General features: G+C 62.1%; 22 protein-coding genes. 12 read left to right on the top strand and 10 right to left on the bottom strand.

The window, feature by feature from the left end; genetic code table 11:
- Window positions 1-20 precede the first annotated feature (20 nt).
- From prmB to dapC, 6 genes are all read right to left on the bottom strand, one after another.
- Window positions 21-908, bottom strand: a complete 888-nt coding sequence (prmB, locus tag AC0Z42_RS07515; protein WP_485467605.1) for a 50S ribosomal protein L3 N(5)-glutamine methyltransferase — start codon at window positions 906-908, stop codon at window positions 21-23.
- A 54-nt stretch (window positions 909-962) separates the two neighbouring features.
- Window positions 963-2,099, bottom strand: a complete 1,137-nt coding sequence (dapE, locus tag AC0Z42_RS07520; protein WP_485467606.1) for a succinyl-diaminopimelate desuccinylase — start codon at window positions 2,097-2,099, stop codon at window positions 963-965.
- A 3-nt stretch (window positions 2,100-2,102) separates the two neighbouring features.
- On the bottom strand, window positions 2,103-2,456 hold the full coding sequence (locus tag AC0Z42_RS07525) for an ArsC family reductase (RefSeq protein ID WP_485467607.1): 354 nt from the start codon (window positions 2,454-2,456) through the stop codon (window positions 2,103-2,105).
- Between the two features lie 127 nt (window positions 2,457-2,583).
- A complete protein-coding gene (locus AC0Z42_RS07530; protein WP_485467608.1) occupies window positions 2,584-4,140 on the bottom strand; it encodes an FAD-dependent monooxygenase in 1,557 nt (518 codons plus the stop codon).
- A gap of 115 nt (window positions 4,141-4,255) precedes the next feature.
- Entirely contained in the window at window positions 4,256-5,083 is an 828-nt protein-coding gene (gene dapD, locus AC0Z42_RS07535) for a 2,3,4,5-tetrahydropyridine-2,6-dicarboxylate N-succinyltransferase (RefSeq protein WP_312434296.1), read from the bottom strand.
- Window positions 5,084-5,097: 14 nt separating this feature from the next.
- The gene (dapC, locus tag AC0Z42_RS07540) at window positions 5,098-6,327 is read right to left on the bottom strand and encodes a succinyldiaminopimelate transaminase (protein WP_485467609.1); all 1,230 of its coding nucleotides are present in this window, start codon (window positions 6,325-6,327) and stop codon (window positions 5,098-5,100) included.
- Between the two features lie 136 nt (window positions 6,328-6,463).
- Between dapC and tsaB the strand changes: the two genes are divergently transcribed.
- The 4 genes from tsaB to AC0Z42_RS07560 are packed head-to-tail and all read left to right on the top strand — an operon-like array spanning window position 6,464 to window position 9,423.
- Window positions 6,464-7,174 carry a tRNA (adenosine(37)-N6)-threonylcarbamoyltransferase complex dimerization subunit type 1 TsaB gene (gene tsaB / locus AC0Z42_RS07545; RefSeq protein ID WP_485467610.1) on the top strand — a complete coding sequence of 237 codons (711 nt, stop codon included), beginning with the start codon at window positions 6,464-6,466 and terminating at the stop codon, window positions 7,172-7,174.
- On the top strand, window positions 7,171-7,644 hold the full coding sequence (rimI, locus tag AC0Z42_RS07550; protein ID WP_485467611.1) for a ribosomal protein S18-alanine N-acetyltransferase: 474 nt from the start codon (window positions 7,171-7,173) through the stop codon (window positions 7,642-7,644). Before tsaB ends, rimI begins: the two co-directional genes overlap by 4 nt.
- Entirely contained in the window at window positions 7,641-8,504 is an 864-nt protein-coding gene (locus tag AC0Z42_RS07555) for a uracil-DNA glycosylase (RefSeq protein WP_485467612.1), read from the top strand. The genes rimI and AC0Z42_RS07555 overlap by 4 nt, the downstream gene beginning before the upstream one ends.
- On the top strand, window positions 8,488-9,423 hold the full coding sequence (locus AC0Z42_RS07560; RefSeq protein WP_485467613.1) for a DUF1853 family protein: 936 nt from the start codon (window positions 8,488-8,490) through the stop codon (window positions 9,421-9,423). Before AC0Z42_RS07555 ends, AC0Z42_RS07560 begins: the two co-directional genes overlap by 17 nt.
- Before the next feature lie 2 nt (window positions 9,424-9,425).
- Here AC0Z42_RS07560 and lplT read toward each other — a convergent pair whose 3' ends face one another.
- Window positions 9,426-10,688, bottom strand: a complete 1,263-nt coding sequence (gene lplT, locus AC0Z42_RS07565) for a lysophospholipid transporter LplT (protein ID WP_485467614.1) — start codon at window positions 10,686-10,688, stop codon at window positions 9,426-9,428.
- Between the two features lie 271 nt (window positions 10,689-10,959).
- Between lplT and radA the strand changes: the two genes are divergently transcribed.
- The 3 genes from radA to fliD all read left to right on the top strand — a co-directional run bounded on the left by radA (window position 10,960) and on the right by fliD (window position 14,346).
- Window positions 10,960-12,339 carry a DNA repair protein RadA gene (gene radA, locus AC0Z42_RS07570; RefSeq protein WP_308925494.1) on the top strand — a complete coding sequence of 460 codons (1,380 nt, stop codon included), beginning with the start codon at window positions 10,960-10,962 and terminating at the stop codon, window positions 12,337-12,339.
- Window positions 12,340-12,467: 128 nt separating this feature from the next.
- Window positions 12,468-12,788 carry a PilZ domain-containing protein gene (locus tag AC0Z42_RS07575; protein ID WP_485467615.1) on the top strand — a complete coding sequence of 107 codons (321 nt, stop codon included), beginning with the start codon at window positions 12,468-12,470 and terminating at the stop codon, window positions 12,786-12,788.
- Between the two features lie 181 nt (window positions 12,789-12,969).
- Window positions 12,970-14,346, top strand: a complete 1,377-nt coding sequence (gene fliD, locus AC0Z42_RS07580) for a flagellar filament capping protein FliD (RefSeq protein ID WP_485467616.1) — start codon at window positions 12,970-12,972, stop codon at window positions 14,344-14,346.
- A 39-nt stretch (window positions 14,347-14,385) separates the two neighbouring features.
- Here the strand turns inward: fliD and AC0Z42_RS07585 are convergent, their stop codons facing one another.
- A complete protein-coding gene (locus AC0Z42_RS07585; protein ID WP_485467617.1) occupies window positions 14,386-15,195 on the bottom strand; it encodes an AraC family transcriptional regulator in 810 nt (269 codons plus the stop codon).
- A 100-nt stretch (window positions 15,196-15,295) separates the two neighbouring features.
- Here AC0Z42_RS07585 and AC0Z42_RS07590 point away from each other — a divergent pair, with 100 nt between their 5' ends.
- Window positions 15,296-16,513 carry an MFS transporter gene (locus tag AC0Z42_RS07590; protein ID WP_485467618.1) on the top strand — a complete coding sequence of 406 codons (1,218 nt, stop codon included), beginning with the start codon at window positions 15,296-15,298 and terminating at the stop codon, window positions 16,511-16,513.
- Between the two features lie 18 nt (window positions 16,514-16,531).
- Here the strand turns inward: AC0Z42_RS07590 and AC0Z42_RS07595 are convergent, their stop codons facing one another.
- Together AC0Z42_RS07595 and AC0Z42_RS07600 are read right to left on the bottom strand one after the other, a co-directional pair.
- Window positions 16,532-17,452, bottom strand: coding sequence for an SMP-30/gluconolactonase/LRE family protein (locus AC0Z42_RS07595; protein WP_485467619.1), 921 nt, complete (start codon window positions 17,450-17,452; stop codon window positions 16,532-16,534).
- Window positions 17,453-17,562: 110 nt separating this feature from the next.
- Window positions 17,563-18,357: a phytanoyl-CoA dioxygenase family protein gene (locus tag AC0Z42_RS07600; RefSeq protein ID WP_485467620.1), complete on the bottom strand. Its 795-nt coding sequence runs from the start codon at window positions 18,355-18,357 to the stop codon at window positions 17,563-17,565.
- A gap of 197 nt (window positions 18,358-18,554) precedes the next feature.
- On the opposite strand from AC0Z42_RS07600, the gene AC0Z42_RS07605 reads away from it, so the two are divergent.
- From AC0Z42_RS07605 to AC0Z42_RS07620, 4 genes are all read left to right on the top strand, one after another.
- The gene (locus AC0Z42_RS07605) at window positions 18,555-19,619 is read left to right on the top strand and encodes a LacI family DNA-binding transcriptional regulator (protein WP_485467621.1); all 1,065 of its coding nucleotides are present in this window, start codon (window positions 18,555-18,557) and stop codon (window positions 19,617-19,619) included.
- 139 nt (window positions 19,620-19,758) lie between these two features.
- Window positions 19,759-20,757: an IS1595 family transposase gene (locus tag AC0Z42_RS07610; RefSeq protein WP_485467622.1), complete on the top strand. Its 999-nt coding sequence runs from the start codon at window positions 19,759-19,761 to the stop codon at window positions 20,755-20,757.
- 200 nt (window positions 20,758-20,957) lie between these two features.
- On the top strand, window positions 20,958-21,956 hold the full coding sequence (locus tag AC0Z42_RS07615; protein WP_485467623.1) for an ABC transporter substrate-binding protein: 999 nt from the start codon (window positions 20,958-20,960) through the stop codon (window positions 21,954-21,956).
- 133 nt (window positions 21,957-22,089) lie between these two features.
- The gene (locus AC0Z42_RS07620; protein ID WP_485467624.1) at window positions 22,090-23,643 is read left to right on the top strand and encodes a sugar ABC transporter ATP-binding protein; all 1,554 of its coding nucleotides are present in this window, start codon (window positions 22,090-22,092) and stop codon (window positions 23,641-23,643) included.
- Window positions 23,644-23,646 lie beyond the last annotated feature (3 nt).

Raw genomic sequence — 23,646 nt, forward strand, 5'->3', positions numbered from 1 at the left:
TTAATTGCGTCGTCGTTAGCTTATAGTTTCAGTTGCTCAGCCGTGAGCAAAAACACCATGTCGTCGCCGGCACTGGTCGTCAGCCAGGTCAGGCCCAGTTCGCCGAAGGCCGCTTCCGCGTATTCGCGCTCATTGCCGATTTCGATCATCAGGATGCCGTCATCGGTCAGGCGTTCGGCCGCGCCGGCGATGATCTTGCGCACCAGGTCCATGCCGTCGCTGCCGCCGTCGAGTGCGATTTGCGGTTCGGCCAGGTATTCCTGTGGCAGGGCCTTCATCGATGCGGAGTTGACATACGGCGGATTGCTGACGATCAGGTTGTATTTCTTGGCCGGCACGTTGGCGTACAGGTCGGACTCGATCAGATTGACGCGCTCGGCCAGTTTATACGTGTCAACGTTGCGCTTGGCCACGGCCAGCGCATCGGCGGAAATATCAACCGCATCGACCGTGGCGTTCGGGAAGGCGTCGGCCATCATGATCGACAGGCAGCCCGAACCGGTGCACAGCTCGAGAATGTTTTCCACCGACTCCGGTTCCGGCACCCATGGCGAAAAGTATTCGGGGATCAGTTCGGCGATAAACGAGCGCGGCACGATCACGCGTTCGTCGACGTAGAAGTTATAGGTGCCCAGCCACGCTTCGCGCGTGATGTAGGCGGCCGGCACGCGGTCGATGCTGCGGCGGTCGATCACGTTCATCACGGCGGCCACTTCCGACGGCAAGAGCTTGGCGTCGAGGAATGGTTCGAGCTTGTCGAGCGGCAGCTTCAGCGTATGCAGGATCAGGTAGGCTGCTTCGTCGAAGGCTTCGGCGCTGCCATGGCCGAAAAACAGCTTGGCGGTGTTGAAACGGGTGGTGGCGTAGCGCAGCAGGTCGCGTGGCGTGGTAAACGGATTCGGGGTCATGGCATTCTCGAAAAGACGGTGTTCTGGCCCGCCTTGACGGGCCTCGGTGTTGAGTCAGGCGGGCAGCAAATGCTCCAGCGTGCGCCGGTAAATATTCGTCAAAGGATCGATATGGCGCAGTTCGATGTGCTCGTCGATCTTGTGGATACTTGCATTGGGCGGCCCGAATTCTATCACTTGAGGGCAGATCTGCGCGATAAACCGGCCATCGGAGGTGCCGCCGGTGGTCGACAATTCGGTGCTGATGCCGGTTTCTTCGAGGATCGCGGCGGACAGCGCGTCGGAAAGCGTGCCGCGCGGCGTGAGGAAGGGCTGGCCGCTCAGGGTCCAGTCGAGCTGGTACTGGAAGTCGTATTTGTCGAGAATGGCGTGCACGCGCTGCTGCAGCCCTTCGGCGGTGCTGGCGGTGGAAAAGCGGAAATTGAAGTCGATCACCATCGCGCCCGGAATCACGTTGTTGGCGCCAGTGCCGGCATTGATGTTGGACATCTGCCACGAAGTGGGCAGGTAATACTCGTTGCCTTCGTCCCACTGTTCGGCCACCAGGTCGGCAATCGCCTGCGCCGCCACGTGGATCGGATTTTTCGCCAGGTGTGGGTAAGCAATATGGCCCTGGATACCCTGTACGGTGAGCCTGCCGGACAGCGAGCCGCGCCGGCCGTTCTTGATCATGTCGCCCAGCTGCGCGCTCGAGGTCGGTTCGCCCACCAGGCAGTAATCGATCGTTTCGCCACGGGCCTTCAATTGCTCGCAGACGATCACGGTACCGTCCGTAGCCGGGCCTTCCTCGTCGCTGGTGATCAGGAACGCGATCGAACCCGTGTGATCAGGTGTTGCCGCGATAAATTCCTCGCAGGCCACCACCATCGCCGCGATCGAGGTCTTCATGTCGGCCGCGCCACGGCCATACAGCTTGCCGTCGCGCTGGGTGGGAATGAACGGCGCCGAGGCCCACTGCTCGGCCGGGCCGGTCGGCACCACGTCGGTATGGCCGGCAAACACGAACACGGGCGAGGTGGTGCCACGGCGCGCCCACAGATTGGTCACCTGGTTAGAGATAATCGTCTCACAGACGAAACCGAGCGGCGTCAGCAGGTCGATCAGGTGCTGCTGGCAGCCCTTGTCGTCAGGCGTGACCGATGACAGGGCGATCAGTTTTTCGGTCAGGGCAAGGGTTTTCGAAGCAGTCATGGATCAGACAGGGAAAAGGGTGGTGTATTGCGCATCGGAAAAGGCCACGCTGAACTGGCCATCGCGGTCCAGCACCGGGCGCTTGATGATCGACGGGTTTTCCAGCATCAGCTCAAGCGCGCTGGCCGCGTCGACAATGCTCGCCTTGCGCTCGTCGGACAGGGCGCGCCAGGTGGTGCCCTTCTTGTTGACCAGCACGTCCCACGGCAACTGCGTCAGCCATTGCTCGACCGTGGCCCGTTCCAGGCCTTGTTTCTTGAAGTCGTGAAAGTTGAAGGCGTGCTGATGGCTATCGAGCCAGGTGCGGGCTTTTTTGACGGTATCGCAGTTGGGGATGCCGTAGAGTGTGATCGTCATAGTGGGTCGGGTCAGGAGATGGACTGCGGATTGCTTGATCGCCACGATTGCGCATAAGCAAGTTCGCGGGGTTGGCCGTCATTATACAGTCGTTGCGCGGCGATGCGGCGCTGCAACACGGCTGCTGTCAAGGATAGTCGTTGCGTGATGACGCCATCTTGACCTCGCTTGAGGTGCTGAAATCGAGTCCCAGCCGCAAGGCCAGCGCGCGCATGGCGCCGCTCTCTTGCAGGTGCAGCGCCAGCGCAATATGGCCGTCGGGACGCACCAGGTAGGCGCAATCGCGGCCCAGGCCCGCCTGTTTGGCGGCGGCATTGAAGGTGTAGCAATGCACGGGCAGCTTCAGGGCAAGCGCCTCGTGCAGCAACTCGGGTGCCGGCTCGCCATAGATATGCAATTGCCAGTCCATGCTGCGCAGGGCGATGAAATTGTCTTGCATGCCGTCAAACAGCCATGGCAGCCGGTCGCCACCGCGCAGGTGCTCGGCATGGCCGCCCGACAGCGCGCTGTCTTCGTAGCGGACCTGGATTTGCGACACCGTCTTGAACAGCAGCCGGCGCGCACGCTGGAAGCCGGACAGGTAGGGCAGCGCATGCGGCACCAGCCAGCGGCGCAGCAAACGCCCGCCCACGCCCTGCGCGACGATGGCGCGAAAGGCGCGGTCGGTGGTGGCCACCAGGCTGCGGGCAAAACCGATGCGCTCGCTTTCATAGGTATCGAGCAGGCCGTCGCCGGCCTTGCCCTGCAGTTTTTTTGCCAGTTTCCAGGCCAGGTTGACGGCGTCGCCGATGCCGGTATTCATGCCCTGGCCGCCGACCGGGCTGTGCACATGGGCCGCATCGCCGAGCAGGAAGCAGCGGCGCCGGCGAAACTTCGCGGCCACGCGGTGATGCACGCGGTAGGTGGAAAACCAGTTGACCTGATGGATCTGGATGTTCAGCAGGCTTTCTACCTCGCCGCGTATATCGTCGAATACGGGCGCGGGCGCGTCATCGGGGCGGTCGGGCAGGATGCCGATCAGGCGCTGCATGCCGCTGGTGCGCACCGGCAGCATCAGCGCAAAAGTGTTGGCGCCCAGGTGTGCATGCAGGTCGGTATTGTGGCCGGTCACTTCGGCGTCGGCCACGTAATAGCGGTGGTCATAGGTGCCGCCGGAAAAGTCGATGCCGGCAATGCTGCGCACGGTGCTGCGCGCGCCGTCGCAGCCGCACAGGTAGTCGAACACGCCGTGCTGGCGCTGGCCGTTTTTCGACAAGGTTGCCTGCACTTCACTGTCGACCTGCACCCAGTTTTCCAGGGTGGTATTCCATTCGACCTCGACATGGACCCGCGCCAGCTTGCCGATCAAAAACAGTTCATGTTCATCCTGCGGCAGGCTCAACACGAAAGGGTAGGGACTGAGTCCGCTGCCGATCTCGCCCAGGGGCAGGCTGGCCAGTTCGCGGCCGGCCTCGTGCACGTGCATGGCCTGTATTTTGATGCCCAGCGCGACCAGCTCGTCTGCAAAGCCCATCTGCTGATAGAACTCCAGCGTGCGCGCATGCACGGCCATGGCGCGCGACGCCTCGCCCGGGCCGCTGTTGCTGTCGATAATGCGAAACGCCACGCCGTGGCGGGCCAGCCGCAAGGCAAGCATGAGGCCGGTCGGGCCGGCGCCGACGATCAGCACCTGTGAAGTATTCATGCTGTCCAGTATAGGACAGCTTTTTCAGCAGCACAGCAAAAACGCGCGGCCATGAAAAAGTCCCGCACGCGGCGGGACTTTTTCGGTTCAGCTCAAACGCCTTGCGGCGCCGCCATCAGATACCGCGCAGCAACTCGTTGATGCCTGTTTTTGCACGGGTTTTGGCGTCGACGCGCTTGACGATCACGGCGCAGTACAGCGAGTACTTGCCGTCTTCCGAAGGCAGGTTGCCCGATACCACGACGGAGCCGGCAGGCACGCGGCCGTAGGTCACTTCGCCGGTGGCGCGGTCATAGATCTTGGTCGACTGGCCGATATACACGCCCATCGAGATGACCGAGTTTTCTTCGACGATCACGCCTTCGACGATTTCCGAACGGGCGCCGATAAAGCAGTTGTCTTCGATAATGGTCGGGTTTGCCTGCATGGGTTCGAGCACGCCGCCGATGCCGACGCCGCCGGACAGGTGGACATTCTTGCCGATCTGGGCGCAGGAGCCGACGGTGGCCCAGGTGTCGACCATGGCGCCTTCATCGACGTAGGCGCCGATGTTGACGTACGACGGCATCAGCACGACGTTCTTGGCGATAAACGAACCACGGCGGGCAACCGCCGGCGGCACCACGCGGAAGCCGCCCTTGGCGAAGTCTTCGGCGGTGTAGTTGGCGAACTTGGTCGGTACCTTGTCGTAGAACTGCATCGTGCCATCGGATGGCAGGACGATGTTGTCTTCCAGGCGGAACGACAGCAGCACGGCTTTCTTGACCCACTGGTTGACAACCCAGTCGCCGCTGGTTTTTTCGGCCACGCGGATGCTGCCGTTGTCCAGGCCATTGATGACGTGGCCGACGGCGTCACGCAGTTCGGCCGCGCCGTTGCGCGGATTGATCTCGGCACGGTTTTCCCAGGCCTGGTCGATGATGTTTTGCAGTTGTTGGCTCATGATGTTCAGTCAGTTCAGTTGGTTGTTGCGGATGCGGTAAGCTGCTGGCAGAATTTTACTATGCGCTGGGCCGCTTCAAGCCCTTCGGCCGTTTCGGCCACCAGGGCCATGCGGATGCGATTGCGGCCCGGATTGATGCCGTGCGCGTCGCGCGCGAGGTAACTGCCAGGCAATACCGTCACATTATATTCGGCGTACAGGCGCTGTGCGAACTCGGTGTCGCTCAATCCGGTACGGCTGACGTCGGCCCACAGGTAAAAGCCGGCGTCGGGCAGTTGCACGTCCATCACCGTTTGCAGCAGCGGGGTGATGGCGTCAAACTTGGCGCGGTACTTTGCGCGATTTTCCTCGACATGGGTTTCGTCGTTCCAGGCCGCAATCGAGGCCGCCTGCACGGCAGGGCTCATGGCGCCGCCGTGGTAGGTTCGGTAAAGCAGGAATTTTTTCAGCACTTCAGCGTCGCCGGCAACAAAACCCGAGCGCATGCCGGGCACGTTGGAGCGTTTCGACAGGCTGGAAAACACCACCAGGCGCGCGTACGGGCGCTCTACGCTGGACAAGCCCAGCATGTGCGCCGCCTGCAGCGCGCCCAGCGGCGCGTTGTCGCCATGGTAGATCTCGGAATAGCACTCGTCGGCGGCAATCACGAAGTCGTAGCGCTCGGACAGGGCGAACAGGTGTTCCCAGTCGGTCAGGGTCAGCACCGCGCCGGTCGGGTTGCCGGGTGAACACAGGAACAGCAGCTTGACTTTTTCCCAGACGGCGGCGGGCACGCTGTCGTAGTCGCAACCGAAATTGCGCGCCGGATCGGAATTGACGAAATACGGCTCGGCGCCAGCCAGGTAGGCCGCGCCTTCATAGATCTGGTAGAACGGGTTCGGGCTGATCACCAGCGAGCCGGCCTTGGGATCGATCACGGTCTGCGCCAGCGCAAACAGCGCCTCGCGCGAACCGTTGACGGGCAGGATCTGCGTGGCCGGGTTCAGCGCGGGAATATCATAGCGGCGTTCGAGCCAGCCGGCAATCGCACTGCGCAATGCTTCCGAGCCGATGGTGGTCGGATAGCTGGCCAGTCCGCCAATATTGTCGATCAGCGCCTGCTCGATAAAGGCTGGCGTTGGATGCTTCGGCTCGCCCATGCCCAGGCTGATGGGCGTGTAATCAGGAGTGACGGCAACACCGGCAAACAGCTGGCGCAGCTTTTCAAAGGGATATGGTTGCAGTTTGGCAAGAAGTGGATTCACGGAGCGGACCAGGGCAAGAGTAGGGTGATGTGGACAACGTGCTCGCTGCAAAAATGACAGCGGTCAAGCATTCCATTATAGCCGCCCTGACTGTTCCGCATGCCCGGCGCTGGCGCGGCAGGGTAAAATACGCGCCATGTCTACCATACTTGCCCTTGAAACTTCTTCCGAACTCGCATCGTGCGCCTTGCTGCGCGGCGATGTTGTCCTGTCACGCTCGTCGTCGGGCGTGCGTACCCATTCACAATCGATCCTGCCGATGGTGCAGGAATTGCTGGCCGAAGCCGGCGTGACCCTGGCCGAGTGCGACGCCATCGCCTACGGTTCCGGTCCCGGCTCGTTTACCGGCGTGCGCACGGCGTGCGGCATCGCCCAGGGTCTTGCCTTTGGCGCCAGGTTGCCGGTAGTGCCGGTCGTGACGTTAGATGCCATGGCGCTGGCCTGCCAGCAGGCACATGGCGCGCAGCAGGTGCTGGCCGTGCTCGACGCCCGCATGGGCGAAGTGTATTGGGCTCAATATGATATGACCGATGGCGTGAAAACCGTCGTGCCGCCAGTGCTGAGCGCGCCTGCCGGCGTGGCGCCGCAAGGCGATGTGAGCGCCTGCGGCAATGGTTTTGCCGCCTATGCGGAAGCGCTGGCGGGATTGCCCTGCGCCGCCGGGGCCGATGCCGCCATCATGCCGCATGCGGTGCAAATCGCGCAGCTGGCGCGCGTCGCCTTTGCCGCTGGCAATGTTGTGACCGCCGCCGAAGCGCAGCCGCTGTATCTGCGCAACAAGATCGCTTATACCAGCGCCGAGCGGCTGGTGATGCAACAGGAAAAGGAAGAGAAGGCGGCGCAATGAGCCAGGGCTTGTGGGACCTTTTGCGCCTCGATTACCGGCCCATGCTGGCAAGCGATGTGCCGGAGGTGGCGGCGCTGGAGCAGCGCGTCTATCCGCATCCCTGGACGCCAGGCAATTTCGTCGATTCGCTGCACAGCGATTACCCGGCCTGGGTGCTGCGCGGCCCTGACGGCGCCTTGCTTGGTTATTACGTGCTGATGCTGGTGGTCGATGAAGCGCATCTGCTGAACGTGGCCGTCGACGGCGCCATCCAGGGCCAGGGCCTGGGCCGCTGCCTGCTGGACCAGGCCTGCGCCTGCGCGCGCCAGCATGGCATGGTGTCGATGCTGCTGGAAGTGCGGCCATCGAACACGCGCGCGCTCGATATTTACCAGCGCTACGGCTTTGAGCAGATCGGCCGGCGCAAAGGGTATTACCCGGCCAGCAATGGACAACGTGAGGACGCCATCGTCATGCGCCATACCTTATGAACCGCAGCGACGTATTTCTGGATGAGATGGGCGTCGGCCCGCTATGGCGCTTGCGCCAGGAAGCGGTGCAGCCGGTTGCCGAAGAAATCGTGATGCAAGCTCCGGTGGCGCTTGCAGAGCGGGAACCCGAACCCGAGCCCGAACCGGTGGCCGAGATTGCGCCGCCAGTCGTGGTTGCCGCACCTTCCCCTGCGCCGGAACCTGTCGCCGTCACCGAAGACAGCTCGACCGCCTGGTTCGACGACGCACCGGCGCCGCCGCCGGCCAGACAGGTGAGCGACCTTGACATCGCCGCCATGGACTGGGAAGGCCTTGCTGCCGCGGTGGCCAAATGCACCCGCTGCGACCTGTGCAAGACGCGCAAGGGCGTGGTGTTGGGCCGTGGCGACCGCCAGGCCGAGTGGCTGATGGCCGCCAGCAGCCCGTCGCGCAGCGAAGAACGCGAAGGGCGCGCGCTGGGCGGCGAGCCGGGCGCATTGCTGGACAATATGCTGAAAGCCATGCAGCTTGACGCCAACAAGAATGTTTACATCACGCATCTGCTGAAATGCCGTCCGCTCGACGACAGCGGCCAGGAACGTTTGCCGAGCGAGGCCGAGTCGGCCGCCTGCCGGCCGTATTTCGAGCGCGAACTGGCGCTGCTGCAGCCGCGCACCATCGTTACCCTGGGGCAGATGGCCGCCGCCGGCATCATCGCTGGCGAAAAACCGGTGCGCGGCAAGCTGCGCCAGCTGGGCAGCGCCACTGTGGTGGCCACCTTCCACCCCGACCTGCTGCTGCAGGACGAGACCGGCAAGGCCAAGGCGCGCGCCTGGGCCGACCTGTGCCTGGCCACCGGCACGCATGCCGCACGAACCTGATCACTACCAGCGGCGCTTCGAGCGCCGCTGGGGGCACTTGACCCGGCCCCATGTGCGGGCATTGGCCTGGCTGCTCGATGCGCCCGACCTGCTTGATCCCGCCAGCGTGCACTGGGGCGGGCAGATCGCCACGCTGGCGCCGGTCACCAGCGATGTTGCCGCCTGGCTCGACGCGCTGCAGGCGGACCCGGCGCCGCTCGATTGCGCGCTGGGCACGAAATTCTATTCCCGCCTGGGCCTGTACGCCGAAAAGCTGCTGGCCTTTTATTTTGAGCAGCATGGCCTTCTGCACGCCCACGGCTTGCAGGTGCAGGTCAACCGCAACGACACGGTGGGCGAATTCGATTTCCTGCTCAAACGCGATGATCAACTGCTGCACTGGGAATTTGCCACCAAGTTCTATTTACTCGAAGGCGGGCCGGACGCTGGCGTGTTCCACCATCTGATCGGTCCCAACCTGGCCGATACGCTGGGCCTGAAAATGCGCAAGATTCTCGACAAGCAACTGGCGCTGTCCGCGCATCCGGCTGCAGTGACGCTGCTGTCGCAGCCTGTCGATCGTGCCCAGGCGCTGGTCAAAGGCTGGCTGTTTTACGAGCATGGCGAAATGCGGGAAATGGACGGAATTTCCCACGATCACAATCACGGTTTCTGGTGCACGGCAGGGCAAGTGCAGGGCGGGCGCTACGTCATCCTGCCCAAGCTGCAATGGCTGGCGCCGTTCAAGGGGCGCGACGTGGAAGTATTCGATATTGTCAGCTTGCAGGCCAGGCTGGCCGATGAGGCGCAACCGGTGCTGGTCGCAGCCGTCGAGCAAGTCGATGGCTGGGAAGTGGAAACGGCGCGTGGTTTTGTCGTGCCCGATGACTGGACGCAGCAGGCAGCTGCGCGGCGCATCGAAGGTGTATTGCCGGCTTGACCTTAATGCTTCTGCTCGCCAATCAGCGACAGATTGTCATGCTCGGCCTGGTTCAGCTTGTGCTTGCGCATGATCATGTACATGGTGCCGGCCACAAACAGGCCGAACACGGTGATGATGATGTTCAGCGGCAGGTGCAAGCGGATCATGATGGAATACACGGCCAGCATGGTCAGGATCGACAGGTTTTCATTAAAGTTCTGCACCGCGATCGAGTGCCCCGCACTCATCAGCACATGGCCGCGATGTTGTAGCAGCGCATTCATCGGCACCACGAAAAAGCCCGACAGCGCGCCGATCAGTATCAACAGCGGGTAGGCTATCCACACGGAATGCACTTGCGTCATCATCATGACGATCACGCCCATGGCGATACCCAGCGGTATCACGGTCAGCGATTTGCGCAGCGGAATGAAGCGCGCCGACAGGATGGCGCCGGCAGCCACGCCGATGGCGACCACGCCGACCAGGCTGGTAGCTTTGTCGAACGGCATGTTCAGCGACTGCTTTGCCCATTCCAGCACGATCAGCTGCAAGGTGGCGCCGGCGCCCCAGAACAGCGTCGTCACGGCCAAGGTGATCTGGCCCAGCTTGTCTTTCCACAGGATACTGTAGCAATTGGCAAAATCGCTGATCAGTTTGACAGGATTGCGTTCCTGGTGCGCATACTTGCAGCCGGTGTCCGGGATTTTCAGGTTGGCCAGGGTTGCCAGGATATAAATGCCGACCACCACGCACAACGCCGCTTCGCTCTTGTTGCTGATGCCCGTATCGATCAGCGGAAAGTCGAACGACAGCAGCATGTCCGACACATGGCCGCTGACCAGGGCGCCGCCCATCACGGTGCCGAGAATGATGGAAGTGACGGTCAGCCCCTCGATCCAGCCATTTGCCGCCACCAGTTTTTCCGGCGGCAGCAATTCGGTCAGGATGCCGTACTTGGCCGGCGAATAGACGGCGGCGCCGAAGCCGACCACGGCATAGGCCAGCAGCGGATGGACGTGGAAGAAGACCAGGGCGCAGCCGAAGATCTTGACCATGTTGGCGATGAACATGACCTTGCCTTTTGGCAGGGAATCGGCGAAGGCGCCGACAAAGGCAGCCAGCAATACATAGAACAGCACGAACGATAATTTCAGCAGCGGCGTGATCCACGCCGGGGAGTTCATGGACACCAATAAATCGACGGCGACAAAAAAAAGGGCGTTATCTGCCAGCGAGGAAAAGAACTGCGCTGCCATGATGGTATAAAAACCACGATTCATTCTGGATTGCCTGAAATCATATCTGGCTTGCTTTATACCACGAAAAAACGGCAACCCCCAAGTTTGGACGGGTCCGTTTTACTGGAGTTGTTCAAGTCTCAATTAAATCCTTTGCCATGGTAAAAATGCATATATTCATGAATATTTTATAAATGGTGTCAGTCGTGTCGAGTGCGGTTCGAGGTGCACCGGCCGGTGCGTGCCGCGTGACGCCGTCGCGGCGATTGTATATACTGTATATATAACCAGTTATTTTAAAGCGGATCCCACCATGGCCAAAGCCAAGACCAATTACACCTGCAGCGACTGCGGCGCCATCAGCAATAAATGGATGGGGCAGTGCACCTCCTGCAATCAATGGAACACCATGGTCGAGACGGTGGCCGATGCGGCGCCCGGCAACAACCGCTATTCCAATCCGCAGCACATGTCGCTGGCGCAGACGGCGCCGGTGCTGTCGCTCGATGATATCGACGCCATCGACGTGCCCCGTTTCGGCACCGGCATCGAGGAGTTCGACCGCGTGCTCGGCGGCGGCATGGTAGCCGGTGGCGTGGTGCTGATCGGCGGCGACCCCGGCATCGGCAAGTCGACCCTGCTGCTGCAGGCGCTGGCCAATATGTCGCACCACAAGCGGGTGCTGTATGTCAGTGGCGAAGAATCGGGCGCGCAGATCGCCTTGCGCGCCAAACGCCTGGTGATCGATGCCAAGGAACTCAAGTTGCAGGCCGAGATCCAGCTGGAAAAAATCCTGTCTACCTTGAACGATCTGAAACCCGAGGTGGTGGTGATCGATTCGATTCAGACGGTGTACTCCGATGCGCTCAGTTCGGCGCCCGGCTCGGTGGCGCAGGTGCGCGAATGCGCGGCCCAGCTCACGCGTGCGGCCAAGCAGACCGGCGTCACCATCATCCTGGTTGGCCACGTGACGAAAGAGGGCGCATTGGCCGGTCCGCGCGTGCTCGAGCATATCGTCGACACGGTGCTGTATTTCGAAGGCGACGCCCATTCCAGTTTTCGCCTGGTGCGCGCCATCAAGAACCGCTTCGGCGCCGTCAATGAGCTGGGCGTGTTTGCCATGACGGAAAAAGGCTTGAAAGGCGTGTCGAATCCCTCGGCCCTGTTCCTGTCGCAGCACGACAACCAAGTGCCGGGCTCGTGCGTGATGGTGACGCAGGAAGGCACGCGCCCCTTGCTGGTGGAAATCCAGGCGCTGGTCGATACCAGCCATCTGCCGAACGCGCGCAGGCTTTCCGTGGGCCTGGAACAAAACCGCCTGGCCATGCTGCTGGCGGTGGCGCATCGCCATGCGGGCATCGCCGCCTTTGACCAGGACGTCTTCATCAACGCGGTCGGCGGTGTGAAAATCACGGAACCGGCGGCCGATCTGGCTGTTTTGCTGGCGATTAATTCGTCGATGCGCAACAAGCCACTGCCGCGTGGCCTGGTGGTGTTTGGCGAAGTGGGGCTGGCTGGTGAAATCCGCCCGGCACCGCGTGGCCAGGAGCGCCTGCGCGAAGCGGCCAAGCTGGGCTTTACGCTGGCCATGATCCCGAAATCGAATTTGCCCAAGCAGGCGATAGAGGGTATCAAAGTGATTGCCGTCGAACGCATCGACGAGGCGTTCAATAAACTGCGCGATCACGAATAAATAGTGCAGTGGTCAAACTGATAATTTTATGCTGGACTAAACGAAATTTCTATTTAGAACTATAATATTCGCCCTATCGAGACGCGCCATCATGGCGCGTTGAATGAACTTCTTGAAGAGCGTATACAGTGTCAGTAGAGCAAAGGCAAAGCGCGCGCAAGATCTTGCGCGCCAAGGCAATGTTAATCATGGACGGCGCCGGCCCGGTGGCGGCGCGCACCATCGACGTTGGACCCGGCGGCATGTCGGCCGTGGTGGCTGAACCGGTGCAGGCCGGCAAGCAGGGCAAGGTATTGTTTGAATTGTTTTTTGATGGCAAGGCCAATATCATCGAAGCGCACGCCACCGTTTCGCATTGCATCTTCAGCAGCGCCGGCTTCAAGGTGGGCCTGACCTTCATGCGGCTCGATATGGCCGTCACCAGCGCCATCTCCAAGTTCATGCGTTAAAATACGTGCAGTGCGGCAAAAACGGCTCTGTTCGCTGTTTTAATATTCCGCCAATGCTGCATAATGAGCAATCAGAAGACCGGATGCCGCCGCGCCATGTGCGCCGTGCCTGGTCTCTGGCCTGGCGCGCGGTCAGCAGTGGTACCGTGTGTTGTGAATCACATCAGACGGGAAATCCATCATGTTCAGTTCGACCATCGCCAGCAAGGCCTACACCAATACGGCCACCCAGACGGCGCCCTCGGCCGAAGTGTATGCCAAGGTCGAGAAGCAGATGCTGTCGCAAAATACCGGCGTCACCAAACTCAATAACAACCTGACGCGCGACCAGACCAAATTGTCGGCGCTGGGCCAGTTGCAATCGGCGCTGGCCAAGTTCCAGGGCGTGGCACAGAACATGGCCGGCAGCGGCCTGGCCACTTCGGCCACTTCCAGCACGGCCGGCGTGGTGGCGGCCAGCACCAATGACAAGGCCGTCAGTGGCAGTTACGCCATCAATGTCCAGCAACTGGCGCAGGGCCAGACCCTGGCCACTGCCGCGCAAAAAGCGTCGAATACGGCGATCGGCACGGGCGCCACGGCGCAGATCAGGATCGAACTGGGCAGCGTTGACGGCAAGCAGTTTTCCGCCGGCGACGGCAAGGCCATCACGCTCGATATCGATAGCAGCAACAATACCCTGGACGGCATCGCCGCCGCGTTGAAAAAAGCCGGTGTCGATGCCAGCGTGATTAAGGGCGAAGATGGTTATACGCTGACCCTGAATGGCAAGAGCGGTGCCGACAACAGCATGCGCATCAGCGTGACGGGCGACGCGGCCATCAGCAATCTGCTGACCTACTCGCCCAGCGCCAGCAAGGGCATGCAGCAGACCACGGCCGCGCAGGATGCGCTGGCCACCGTGGCCGGCAAGGAAGTCAAAAGCGCCAGCAATACCTTGAGCAGCGCCATCGACGGCGTGATGGTCGAGCTGAAAGCCAAGGGCGAGACCAATCTGGTGGTGGCCAAGGACAGCAGCCAGATCGCCAGCAATGTGTCCAGCTTTGTCACGGCGTATAACGAACTGAACGCCAAGATACATAGCCTGCAAGAGGGCGACCTGAAATACGATACAGCGCTAAAACAGGTCAGCACGCAAATGTCGCAGGTGCTGCGCACGGCCAGCAATGGCGTGCCGGTATCGGTGCTGGCCAGTGCTGGCGTGACCCTGGGCAAGAGCGGCGAACTGGTGCTGGACGAAAAGAAACTCAAGTCCGCCATCGAGGCCGATCCCGATGCCGTCAGCAAGCTGTTTACCAATAACGGCAAAGGCGTTGCCGATCAGTTTGGCAGCAAGATCGGCGAGCTGACCGGTACCAGCAGCCTGATCACCAAGGAAGTGCAAACAGTGGGCAAGGAAATCACCAGCCTGAACACCAAGAAGACCGAACTGGCCAAGGCATTGACGGCGCAGGCCGAAGCGCTGGTGAAACTGTATTCGGCACAGGAGCAGATGGGCATCGGTTCGGTGCTGCCCGGCTATACCGGTAAAAGTTCGCTGTTCGATTTTCTGGCGTAAGTAATTATTTAACTCCAACCCCAACTGCAAGGGCTGGGGTCAGACCCGGCGGGTCTGACCCCGATCCGCAAAAAACGCCGACGGCGAACTGCCGAAGGTTTTCTTGAACATCGCCGAAAATGCCGACTGGCTGGCATAGCCCAGTTCTTCGGCCACCTGCGACAGCGGCACGCCACGCGCGATCAGCGGCGCCGCGTGGGCCAGGCGCACCTGCTGGCGCCACTGGCCAAAACTCAGTCCCAGTTCCCGTTCGAACAGCCGCGCCAGGGTGCGTTCCGAGGCGCCCACCACGTGCGCCCAGTGCTCCAGTGTCTGGTTCGAGCCGGGCTGGTCGATCAAGCTGGCGCACAGGGTTTTCAAGCGCTTGTCGGTCGGCAGCGGCACGCGGATGGGGCGCGTGCTCGAGCGTTTCAATTCATCCAGGATCAGCTCGGCCAGCAGCGCTTCGCGCGCCGGTTCCTGGCCCGGATCGAGTTGCTCGAGCGCCATGATCAGCTGGCGCAGCAGGCCTGACACTTCCAGCACCTTGCAGTCGCGGCCGGCAAACGGCGCGCGCTCGGCCAGCACGCACAGCGGGCGCAGCCTGGTTTTCTCGAGCATCGTCACCTCGTGTTCCACGTTCGGCGCAATCCAGATGGCGCGCATCGGCGGCAAGATCCAGCTGCTGCTCAGCGCGGTAATGCGCAGCACGCCTTCGAGCGCCAGCGTGACCTGGCCCCAGGGGTGGCTGTGCGGCAGCAGGAATTCGTCGGGCTGCAGGTCGCGCGCGATCATGGTCACGGGGATGGCCGCGCTGGGCGCTTCGCGTGGCGGACACATGCGGGTATGGCGAAAAATGGGAACGGCCATCAGCTTGGCAGGAAATCGATAAAGAATGTCATTCTATCGGAAAACAGGCGATAGTAAATTGCATACACTGCAAGCTGACAAGTATAAATCAGGGGATGACATGATGGCAACAAGCACCTTGCGCAGCGACGCGCGCGTGATCGGCCTGGTGGGCCTGGCGCACGGCGTATCGCATTTTTACCATTTGATCCTGGCGGCATTGTTCGTCTGGCTCAAACCCGCCTTCAACCTGAGCTATGCCGAACTGGGCCTCTTGATGACGGTGTTTTTCATTATCTCCGGCGTGGGCCAGGCGCTGGCCGGCTTCGTGGTTGACCGTTTCGGCGCGCGCGCCGTGTTGTTTGCCGGCGTGTTCCTGCTGGGCGTATCGGCGCTGGCGCTGGCCCAGGCGCACAGCTATACGCAACTGATGCTGGGCGCAATGCTGGCTGGCACCGGCAACAGCGTGTTTCACCCGGCCGATTACACCATCCTGAACCAGCGCGTCTCGCCGGCGCGGGTGGCTTACGGCTTTTCCATGCATGGCATCAGCGGCAATATCGGCTGGGCGCTGGCGCCGCTGTTCATGACGTATGTGGCCACCCACTATGACTGGCGGGTGGCCTTGATGAGCGCTTCCGTGCTGCCGTTCGGCGTGCTGCTGATCCTGTTCCTGAACCGCCATGCGATCCGTCCCGAGCCGCTCAAGAGCGTGGCGGCCAAAGGCGCCGCGCCGGCCGAAGGCACGCTGTCGTTTTTGCGCCTGCCGGCCGTATGGATGTGCTTTGCCTTCTTCTTCATTACCGCCATTGCCTTGGGTGGTATCCAGAGTTTTGCCAGCGTGGCGCTGGTGAAACTGTATGGCATGAGCCTGGCGCTGGCCACCAGCGCCTATACGGCCTACATGCTGGCCTCGGCGGTCGGCATGGCGGCCGGCGGCGTGGTGGGCGCGCGCAGCAGCCATCCGGACCGCAACGTGGCGATCGCCTTTTCGGCGGCGGCCCTGCTGGCCGTGTTGCTGGGCATGAATCTGGTGCCGGCCTGGGGCGCGGTGGTGCTGATGGGCGCCATCGGCCTGACCTCTGGCGTGGCGGGGCCGTCGCGCGACCTGATGATACGCGCAGCGGCGCCGCCGAACGCCACCGGCCGCGTGTATGGCGTGGTGTATTCGGGCCTCGACAGCGGCCTGGCCGTGGGGCCGCTGCTGTTCGGCGCCTTGATGGATGGCGACCGGCCGGCGCTGGTATTCGTGTTCATTGGCGTATTCCAGGCGCTGGCGATTGCCACGGCGGTCGGGGTCGGTGGAAAAACGCGCGCCGTGGCGCTGCAAAAGGCGTAATAGGGCGCGGCACAACCGTCAGGGCCAGGTTGCGCCGGCGATATTCAGATACACCGCGTACAGTGACGTCGAGGCCGTAATGAACAGGCGGTTGCGCCGCGCGCCGCCGAAGCAGACATTCGATACCACCTCCGGCACCAGTATCTTGCCGAGCAGCGTGCCGTCGGCTGCGTAGCAATGCACGCCGTCGCCGGCGCTGGTCCAGATATTGCCGCGGCAATCGAGACGCAAGCCGTCCGGAAAGCCTGGACTGACGTCGGCAAACAGGCTGCTGGCGCCGATCCGGTTCTCGCTGGACACCTGCAGCGCGCGGATATGGTGCGCGCCGTCCGCCATGTGGGTGCCGCCGGTATCGACGACGTACAGCGTACGTTCATCCGGCGCAAAGGCCAGGCCGTTCGGGCGCTGGAAATCGGTGGCTGCCGAGCGCAGCGAGCCGTCGCGCGGATCGAAGCAAAACAGGTGGCAGCCGTCATATTCGGGCGGCGCAACATAACCTTCATAGTCGTTGTCGATACCGTAGCTGGGGTCGCTGAACCAGATCGTGCCATCCGACTTGACCACGATATCGTTTGGCGAATTGAGGCGTTTTGCGCCGATCCGGTCGGCCACAACGGTGATGCGGCCGTCATGTTCGGTGCGCGTGACGCTGCGGCTGCCGTGCTCACAGCTGAGCAACCTTCCCTGCAGGTCGCGCGTGTTGCCATTGGCGAAATTGGACGGCTGGCGAAACACGCTGATGCCAGCCTCGCTGTAGCGCAAAATGCGGTTGTTGGGAATATCGCTCCACAGCAGGCAGCCATGGTCGCCGAACCAGACCGGCCCCTCGGTCCACAAGCTGCCGGTATGGAGCTGCTGCAGCGGCGAATTGGGCAGGACCAGCTGGCGAAAGCGGTCGTCCGAGATGGTCAGGTGCTGCGGGTAAAGAATGTGGGTCATCTGGAAAGTGTCAAAGCCGCGATCGCGGTCAGGGTAAGCCATCCGGTGCGCAATGGCAAGCACCCGCTGGCGGCACCCGCCAGCGAAGGTAATGCTGCGGCCGGGTCCGGTCAATACATGAATGTTTTATACGTTTCTTCTTTTTTGCCGGCCGTGATTTCCTGCACCACAGGATTAAAACGCAGCAACTGGCGCGCCCTCGGCGACAAAGCGTCCCAGGTCGCTTGCGGGACGTCGATATGCACCTCCGGGCGCAACATCCAGCTGCGGCTGTAGCCGATTACCACCATCGGGCGCGGGACGGGGCTGCGGTTTGGCGTACCGCGATGCAAGGCGCGCACGTCGCGTATCATCACGTCGCCCAGTTGCATCGGCACCGCCTCGACAGCAATGTCGTCCGAGTCGACCTTGGCAAACGCCTCGTCGCGCAGCATGCGGTGGGTGCCGCGGGTGGTCTCGAACGGACCGTTTTGCAGCGTCACGTCGCACAGCGGGAAGTTGACCGCCAGCTGGAACGACGGCGTCTCGAAGCCTGCTTCCGGAAACAGCGCCGGCGTATCGCGGTGCAGCGCCTGGTAATCCGAACCGAGCATCGGGGTATCGCTGGCAAACTGGCACATCACCGGGTCCGGACCCGCCACTTTTTCAACGATGGCGAGAATGTCGTCGTCGTTGAAAATTGCTTCATCGGCAAATACGCCCGTCAACGGCAGCGTGACGTAGTGGCGGTGCGCGCCGCGGCTGCTGTCGGCCAGTTCTGCAACATGGGTGGCCAGCAGTGGCGCGAATGCCTGCGCCCAGGCCTGCAGGACGGTGGCGCTGAAATGCCCGCGCAAGATGATGATGCCTTCGCGGTTGAATTCATCGGCCAGTTCCTGGTGCTGTTGTGTCGAATAACGGCTCATCACTATTCCTTGTCTCGTTTATGGTCTGTGCGGCGCAGGCCTGCACGGCGCAGCCTTGCCTTTTTATAGTGTGCATTTGCGCCAAATCCAAGTCAAGTTATTTGGTAATATTATTACCTGTCATTGCGGCAATGCGCCGTATCGGGGATAATGATCTTCCTGACACCTGATCCCACGCCACCAGAGAAAAGCGGTACATGACAGACAAGACTCCCCTTCGCCGGCCTACCATGACCGATATCGCCACGCGGGCCGGCGTGTCGCAATCGACCGTCTCGCTGGTGCTCAACCACATGAGTGGCGCCAAGGTGTCTGTCCAGACGCGCGACAATGTGCTGAAGATCGCCGCCGAACTCGGTTATCCGGTCAACGCCTGGCGGCGCGGCGCGGGCGGCCAGCAGGAACGCAATCTGATCGTCTATCTGGTCGACGAGATCTCGACCAGCCCGCATCCGGTGCAGAGCATAGACGGCGCCAAGGACCTGGCATGGGACCAGGGCTGCCTGGTGTCGGTGTTTGCCACGCGCAGCAATGCGGATATGGAAACGGCGGTGTTGCAGCGCATGCTGCACAATCCGGCCGTGCTGGGCGTGATTTATTCGACGATTTTCACTCGCGCCGTCGAGGTGCCGGCGTTACTGCGCAGCGCCCCGACGGTGTTGCTGAACTGCTACAGCACGGACCGCAGTTATGCGTCGGTGGTGCCGGGCGACCTGGTCGGCGGCCATAGCGCGACCCAGTTTCTGATCGATGCCGGCCACCGGCGTATCGGTTTCATCAATGGCGAGCCGTGGATGGATGCGGCGCAAAACCGCTACAAGGGCTATCGCCAGGCGCTGGCGACGGCCGACATCCCGTTCGACCAGGCGCTGGTGCGCGACGGCGACTGGCTGTTCGGCACCGGCTTCACCCAGGCTACGTCACTGCTGACCGGGGCCAACCCGCCCAGCGCCATCTATTGCGCCAGCGACCTGATGGCGCTGGGCGCGATCGAGGCCGCCCAGCACCTGGGGCTGCGCGTGCCGCAGGACTTGTCGATCATGGGCTACGACGATCAGGAAATTGCCCGTTACACGCGGCCGGCGCTGACCACGGTATTGCTGCCGAACTATGAAATGGGCCGCTGGGCCGCCGAAACGCTGATCGAACAGGCGCGCGAGCCGCAAGCGGCCGGCGCCACGCGCAAGCTGCGCCGCCCATCGATCAAAATGGAATGCCCGCTGGTCGAACGTGACTCGGTCGCTGCGCAAGCGGCCGCCTGATCCGGCGCGGCCGCCCAAGGCCGCACCGCACCAACCTCCACTCTTCGTTGTTTTTGTTGGCTATGTCATCGAAAGCAGTGGGAACGCCAAGCAGTTGCTGCTGTCTAACTGATCAGGTATTTCCTTCCAGGAGCCGATCATGGACACAGCCCAGTGGCAGATTTTCGCCAAACAATTTTCACTGCTATCGCATCGCCAGCGTATTGCCAGCAGCAACTTGTTGCGCAGTAGCGCGCCGCAGGAGGCGGCGGCAGCGCTGATTGAGCAGACAGTGCAGGCGCAACTGCATTGCCCCGTCTGTCAGTCGATACATTTCCACCGCCACGGCCAGGCCCATGGCCTGCAACGCTATCGCTGTGTTCCTTGTGGCAAAACTTTCAATGCCTTGACAGGCACGCCGCTGGCCTATTTGCACCACAAGGAACGATGGCTGGCCTATTTGCACCACAAGGAACGATGGCTGGCCTATGCGGATTGTTTGCTCAATTCGTTTTCGGTGCGCAAGGCCGCCGCGCAAGTGACTATTCATCGCAACACCAGTTTTCGCTGGCGCCATCGTTTTCTTGCGCTCGCCAGGACCGACCGGCCGCGTTGCCTGCACGGCATCACCGAGGCCGACGAGATGTATGTGCTGGAGTCGCAAAAAGGTTCACGGCACCTGACGCGTCCGGCACGCAAGCGCGCTGGCCGCGCAGGCAAACCTGGCATTTCCAATCAGCAGGTGTGTGTTCTGGTGGCGCGTGACCGCACGGGACAAACCGTCGATTTCGTCACTGGTCTTGGCCAGCTGACCAAGGCAAAACTGCACGCCTGCCTGCCAGCGGTGATCGACCGCGACATTTTATTGGTCAGCGATGGCCATCCGGCCTATCCGGTGTTTGCCAGGGAGATCGGCATTTTGCATGAAGCCGTCAACTTGCGGGCCGGCATCCGTGTGCGCGGCACGGTGCATGTGCAGAACGTCAACGCGTACCACAGCCGGCTGCGTGGCTGGCTGCGCGCCTTTCATGGCGTCGCGACGCGCTATCTGTCCAACTACCTGGGCTGGCGCTGGATACTCGACGCCAGGAGAATATTGTCCCCCGAAAGCTTGCTCAGGGCCACGTTGGGGTCGTTCCCACATTTGATGGTGACATAGCCTTTTTGTTTGCCATGCCGGCGCCAGGCAGGCGCACGGCCACGCCTCGCCTGCAGGTTAATCATTTTTAGTAATAATATTAATTCACGTTGACTAAATTTATTAATGGTGAAAAAATGGCCCTGTCATCCAGCCACCTTGCTGGCGCCGGATGAACAACCACGCCCTTGAGGCATATAAAAGAGACTATGGAGAACACTATGCGCAGCAATCCCGCCAGCATCCTGACAAAGACCACCTTGCATGCCGCCCTGGCTCTGGCAGCAGCCTGCGGCGCGCACACGGCGCAGGCAAGCGACGCAGCACCGCAGGTGCAGCAAAAGGCACGCTACAAGGTCGGCTTTGCACAGTCCGAAAACAATAACCCGTGGCGCATCGCCGAAACGCAGAGCATGCGCGACATTGCGGCGAAATGTAACTGGGATCTGATCGTCACCGACGCGGGCAGTTCGGCCGCCAAGCAGGTATCCGACGTCGACAACCTGATCGCCCAGAAAGTGGATTTGATCGTGCTGCCGCCGCGTGAGGAAAAGCCGCTGATCCCGGCCGTCATGAAAGCCAAGCGCGCCAAAATTCCACTGATACTGGTCGACCGCAACGTCGACCAGAAAGTCGTCAGGGCCGGCCGCGACTACCTCACCTTTATCGGTTCCGACTTTGTCGACCAGGGCCGGCGTGCGGCCAAATGGCTGATCGAGAAAACCGGCGGCAAGGCCACCATCATCGAACTCGAAGGCACTACAGGTTCGTCGCCGGCCAACGACCGCAAACGCGGCTTCGACGAATTGATCAAGACCCAGCCGGGCATGAAGATCGTGGCGTCGCAAAACGGCGAATTCAACCGCGACAAGGGTCGCCAGGTGGCTGAAACGCTGCTGCAGGCGCACCCCGATGTGACGGCCGTGTATGCGCACAACGATGAAATGGCGGTCGGTGCCATCGTCGCGCTTGAAGCGGCCGGCAAAAAGCCCGGCAAGGACGTCATCGTCGTCAGCGTTGACGGCACCCGCGATGCGCTGCAACTGATCGCCGCCGGCAAGATGGGCGCGACGGTGCAATCGAGTCCGTTCTTCGGACCGCTGGCCTGCCAGACCGCGCAGCGCTCGGCCAAGGGTGAAAAGATCGAACCATGGGTCAAGGTCAACGACGCGCTGTATGACAAGTCGAACGCCCAGTCGAGCATGGCGAACGCCTATTGATCAAGCTGTCGCTGCCAGCGTGCAGCAAGCGCCGGCTGCAAGGCCGGCACCCTCCCGGACACGGCGCCAGCAGAGCGCCCGGCGCGGCCCAGGCCGACGCCAGAGCACGCCGGGAAATATCAGGAGACAAGCCATGCATACAGTCGGCGCCACAGGCGGCCCTGTGCTGCAGATGCAGCGCATCTGCAAGAAATTCAACCATATCGCGGCGCTCAGCGACGCCAGCCTGGAAGTCGGACATGCGCAGGTGCACGCGCTGATCGGCCAGAACGGCGCTGGCAAGTCGACGCTGATCAAGATCCTGACCGGCGCGTATCAGCGCGACAGCGGCGATATCCTGTTCGAAGGCGCCCAAGCGCATTTTTCGACGCCCAAGCAGGCGCGCGCGGCCGGCATCAGTACGATTTACCAGGAAATCAACCTGGTGCCTTACCGCTCGATCACCGAAAACATCTTTCTCGGCCGCGAGCCGCGGCGCTTCGGCCTGATCGACTGGCGCCATGCCCGGCACGAGGCGACGCGATTGATGGCCGGCTTCGGCGTCGATGTCGACGTGCGCAAGCCAGTCATGGAATGCAGCACGGCGACCCAGCAAATGGTGGCGATGGCGCGCGCCGTCTCGGTCGATGCGCGCCTGCTGATCCTCGACGAATCGACGTCGTCGCTCGACGACCGCGAGGCCGAACGGCTGTTCGGCGTGATCCGCCAGCTGAAGGCCGAAGGCCGCTCCATTATCTTCGTCAGCCACCGGCTCGACGAACTGTACGCCGTCTGCGACCACGTTACCATCATGCGCGACGGCAGCACCGTCGCCGACAGCCCGATGCGCGACATGTCGAAGATCGACCTGATCACCACCATGCTCGGACGCGCGCTGGAACAGGTGCTGCTGCCGGCCGCCGACGCCACGCAGGCGCAGGCGGCGCCGGCCGGCGCGCCGTTCCTGGAAGCCGAAGGCGTCAGCGCGCCGCCAAAAGTACGCGACGCCAGCCTGTCGGTGCGGCGCGGCGAAAAAGTCGGCCTGGCGGGCTTGCTGGGCGCCGGGCGCACCGAGTTGATGCGCGCGCTGTTCGGCGCCGATCCGAGCGCGCGGCGCGCGTTGCGCATCGACGGCCGCGACGTCGTGCTGCGCACGCCGCTCGACGCGATCCGCGCCGGCATCGCCTATCTGCCCGAAGACCGCAAGGCCGAAGGCATCATACCGGGCATGTCGGTGCGCGAAAACCTCAGCCTGGTGCTGTATCCGGCGCTGTGCCGCTACGGCGTGATCGACCGTGCCAGGCAGGAGGAAATCGTCGGCCGCTTCATACAGCGGCTCGGCATCAAGATCGCGCACCCGGACCAGCCGATCCGCGAACTATCGGGCGGCAACCAGCAAAAGGTCTTGCTGGCGCGCTGGCTGTGCACCAACCCGAAACTGCTGCTGCTGGACGAACCGACGCGCGGCATCGACGTCGGCGCCAAGGCTGAAATCCTCGGCCTGATCAACGAACTGGCGCGCGATGGCATGGCGATGCTGATGACGGCGTCGGAACTGGAAGAACTGGTCGCGGCTGCCGACCGGGTCATCGTCATCAGCGACGGCGCCACGACGCACGAACTGCGCGGCGCGCAGATCAGCGAGGCGTCCATCATGACAGCGATGGCGCACCAGCCCACCAACGAGCACGATTTGACAACAAGGTAACTG

It is taken from the genome of Janthinobacterium sp. 1L-D-8-B-C4, assembly GCF_057291295.1.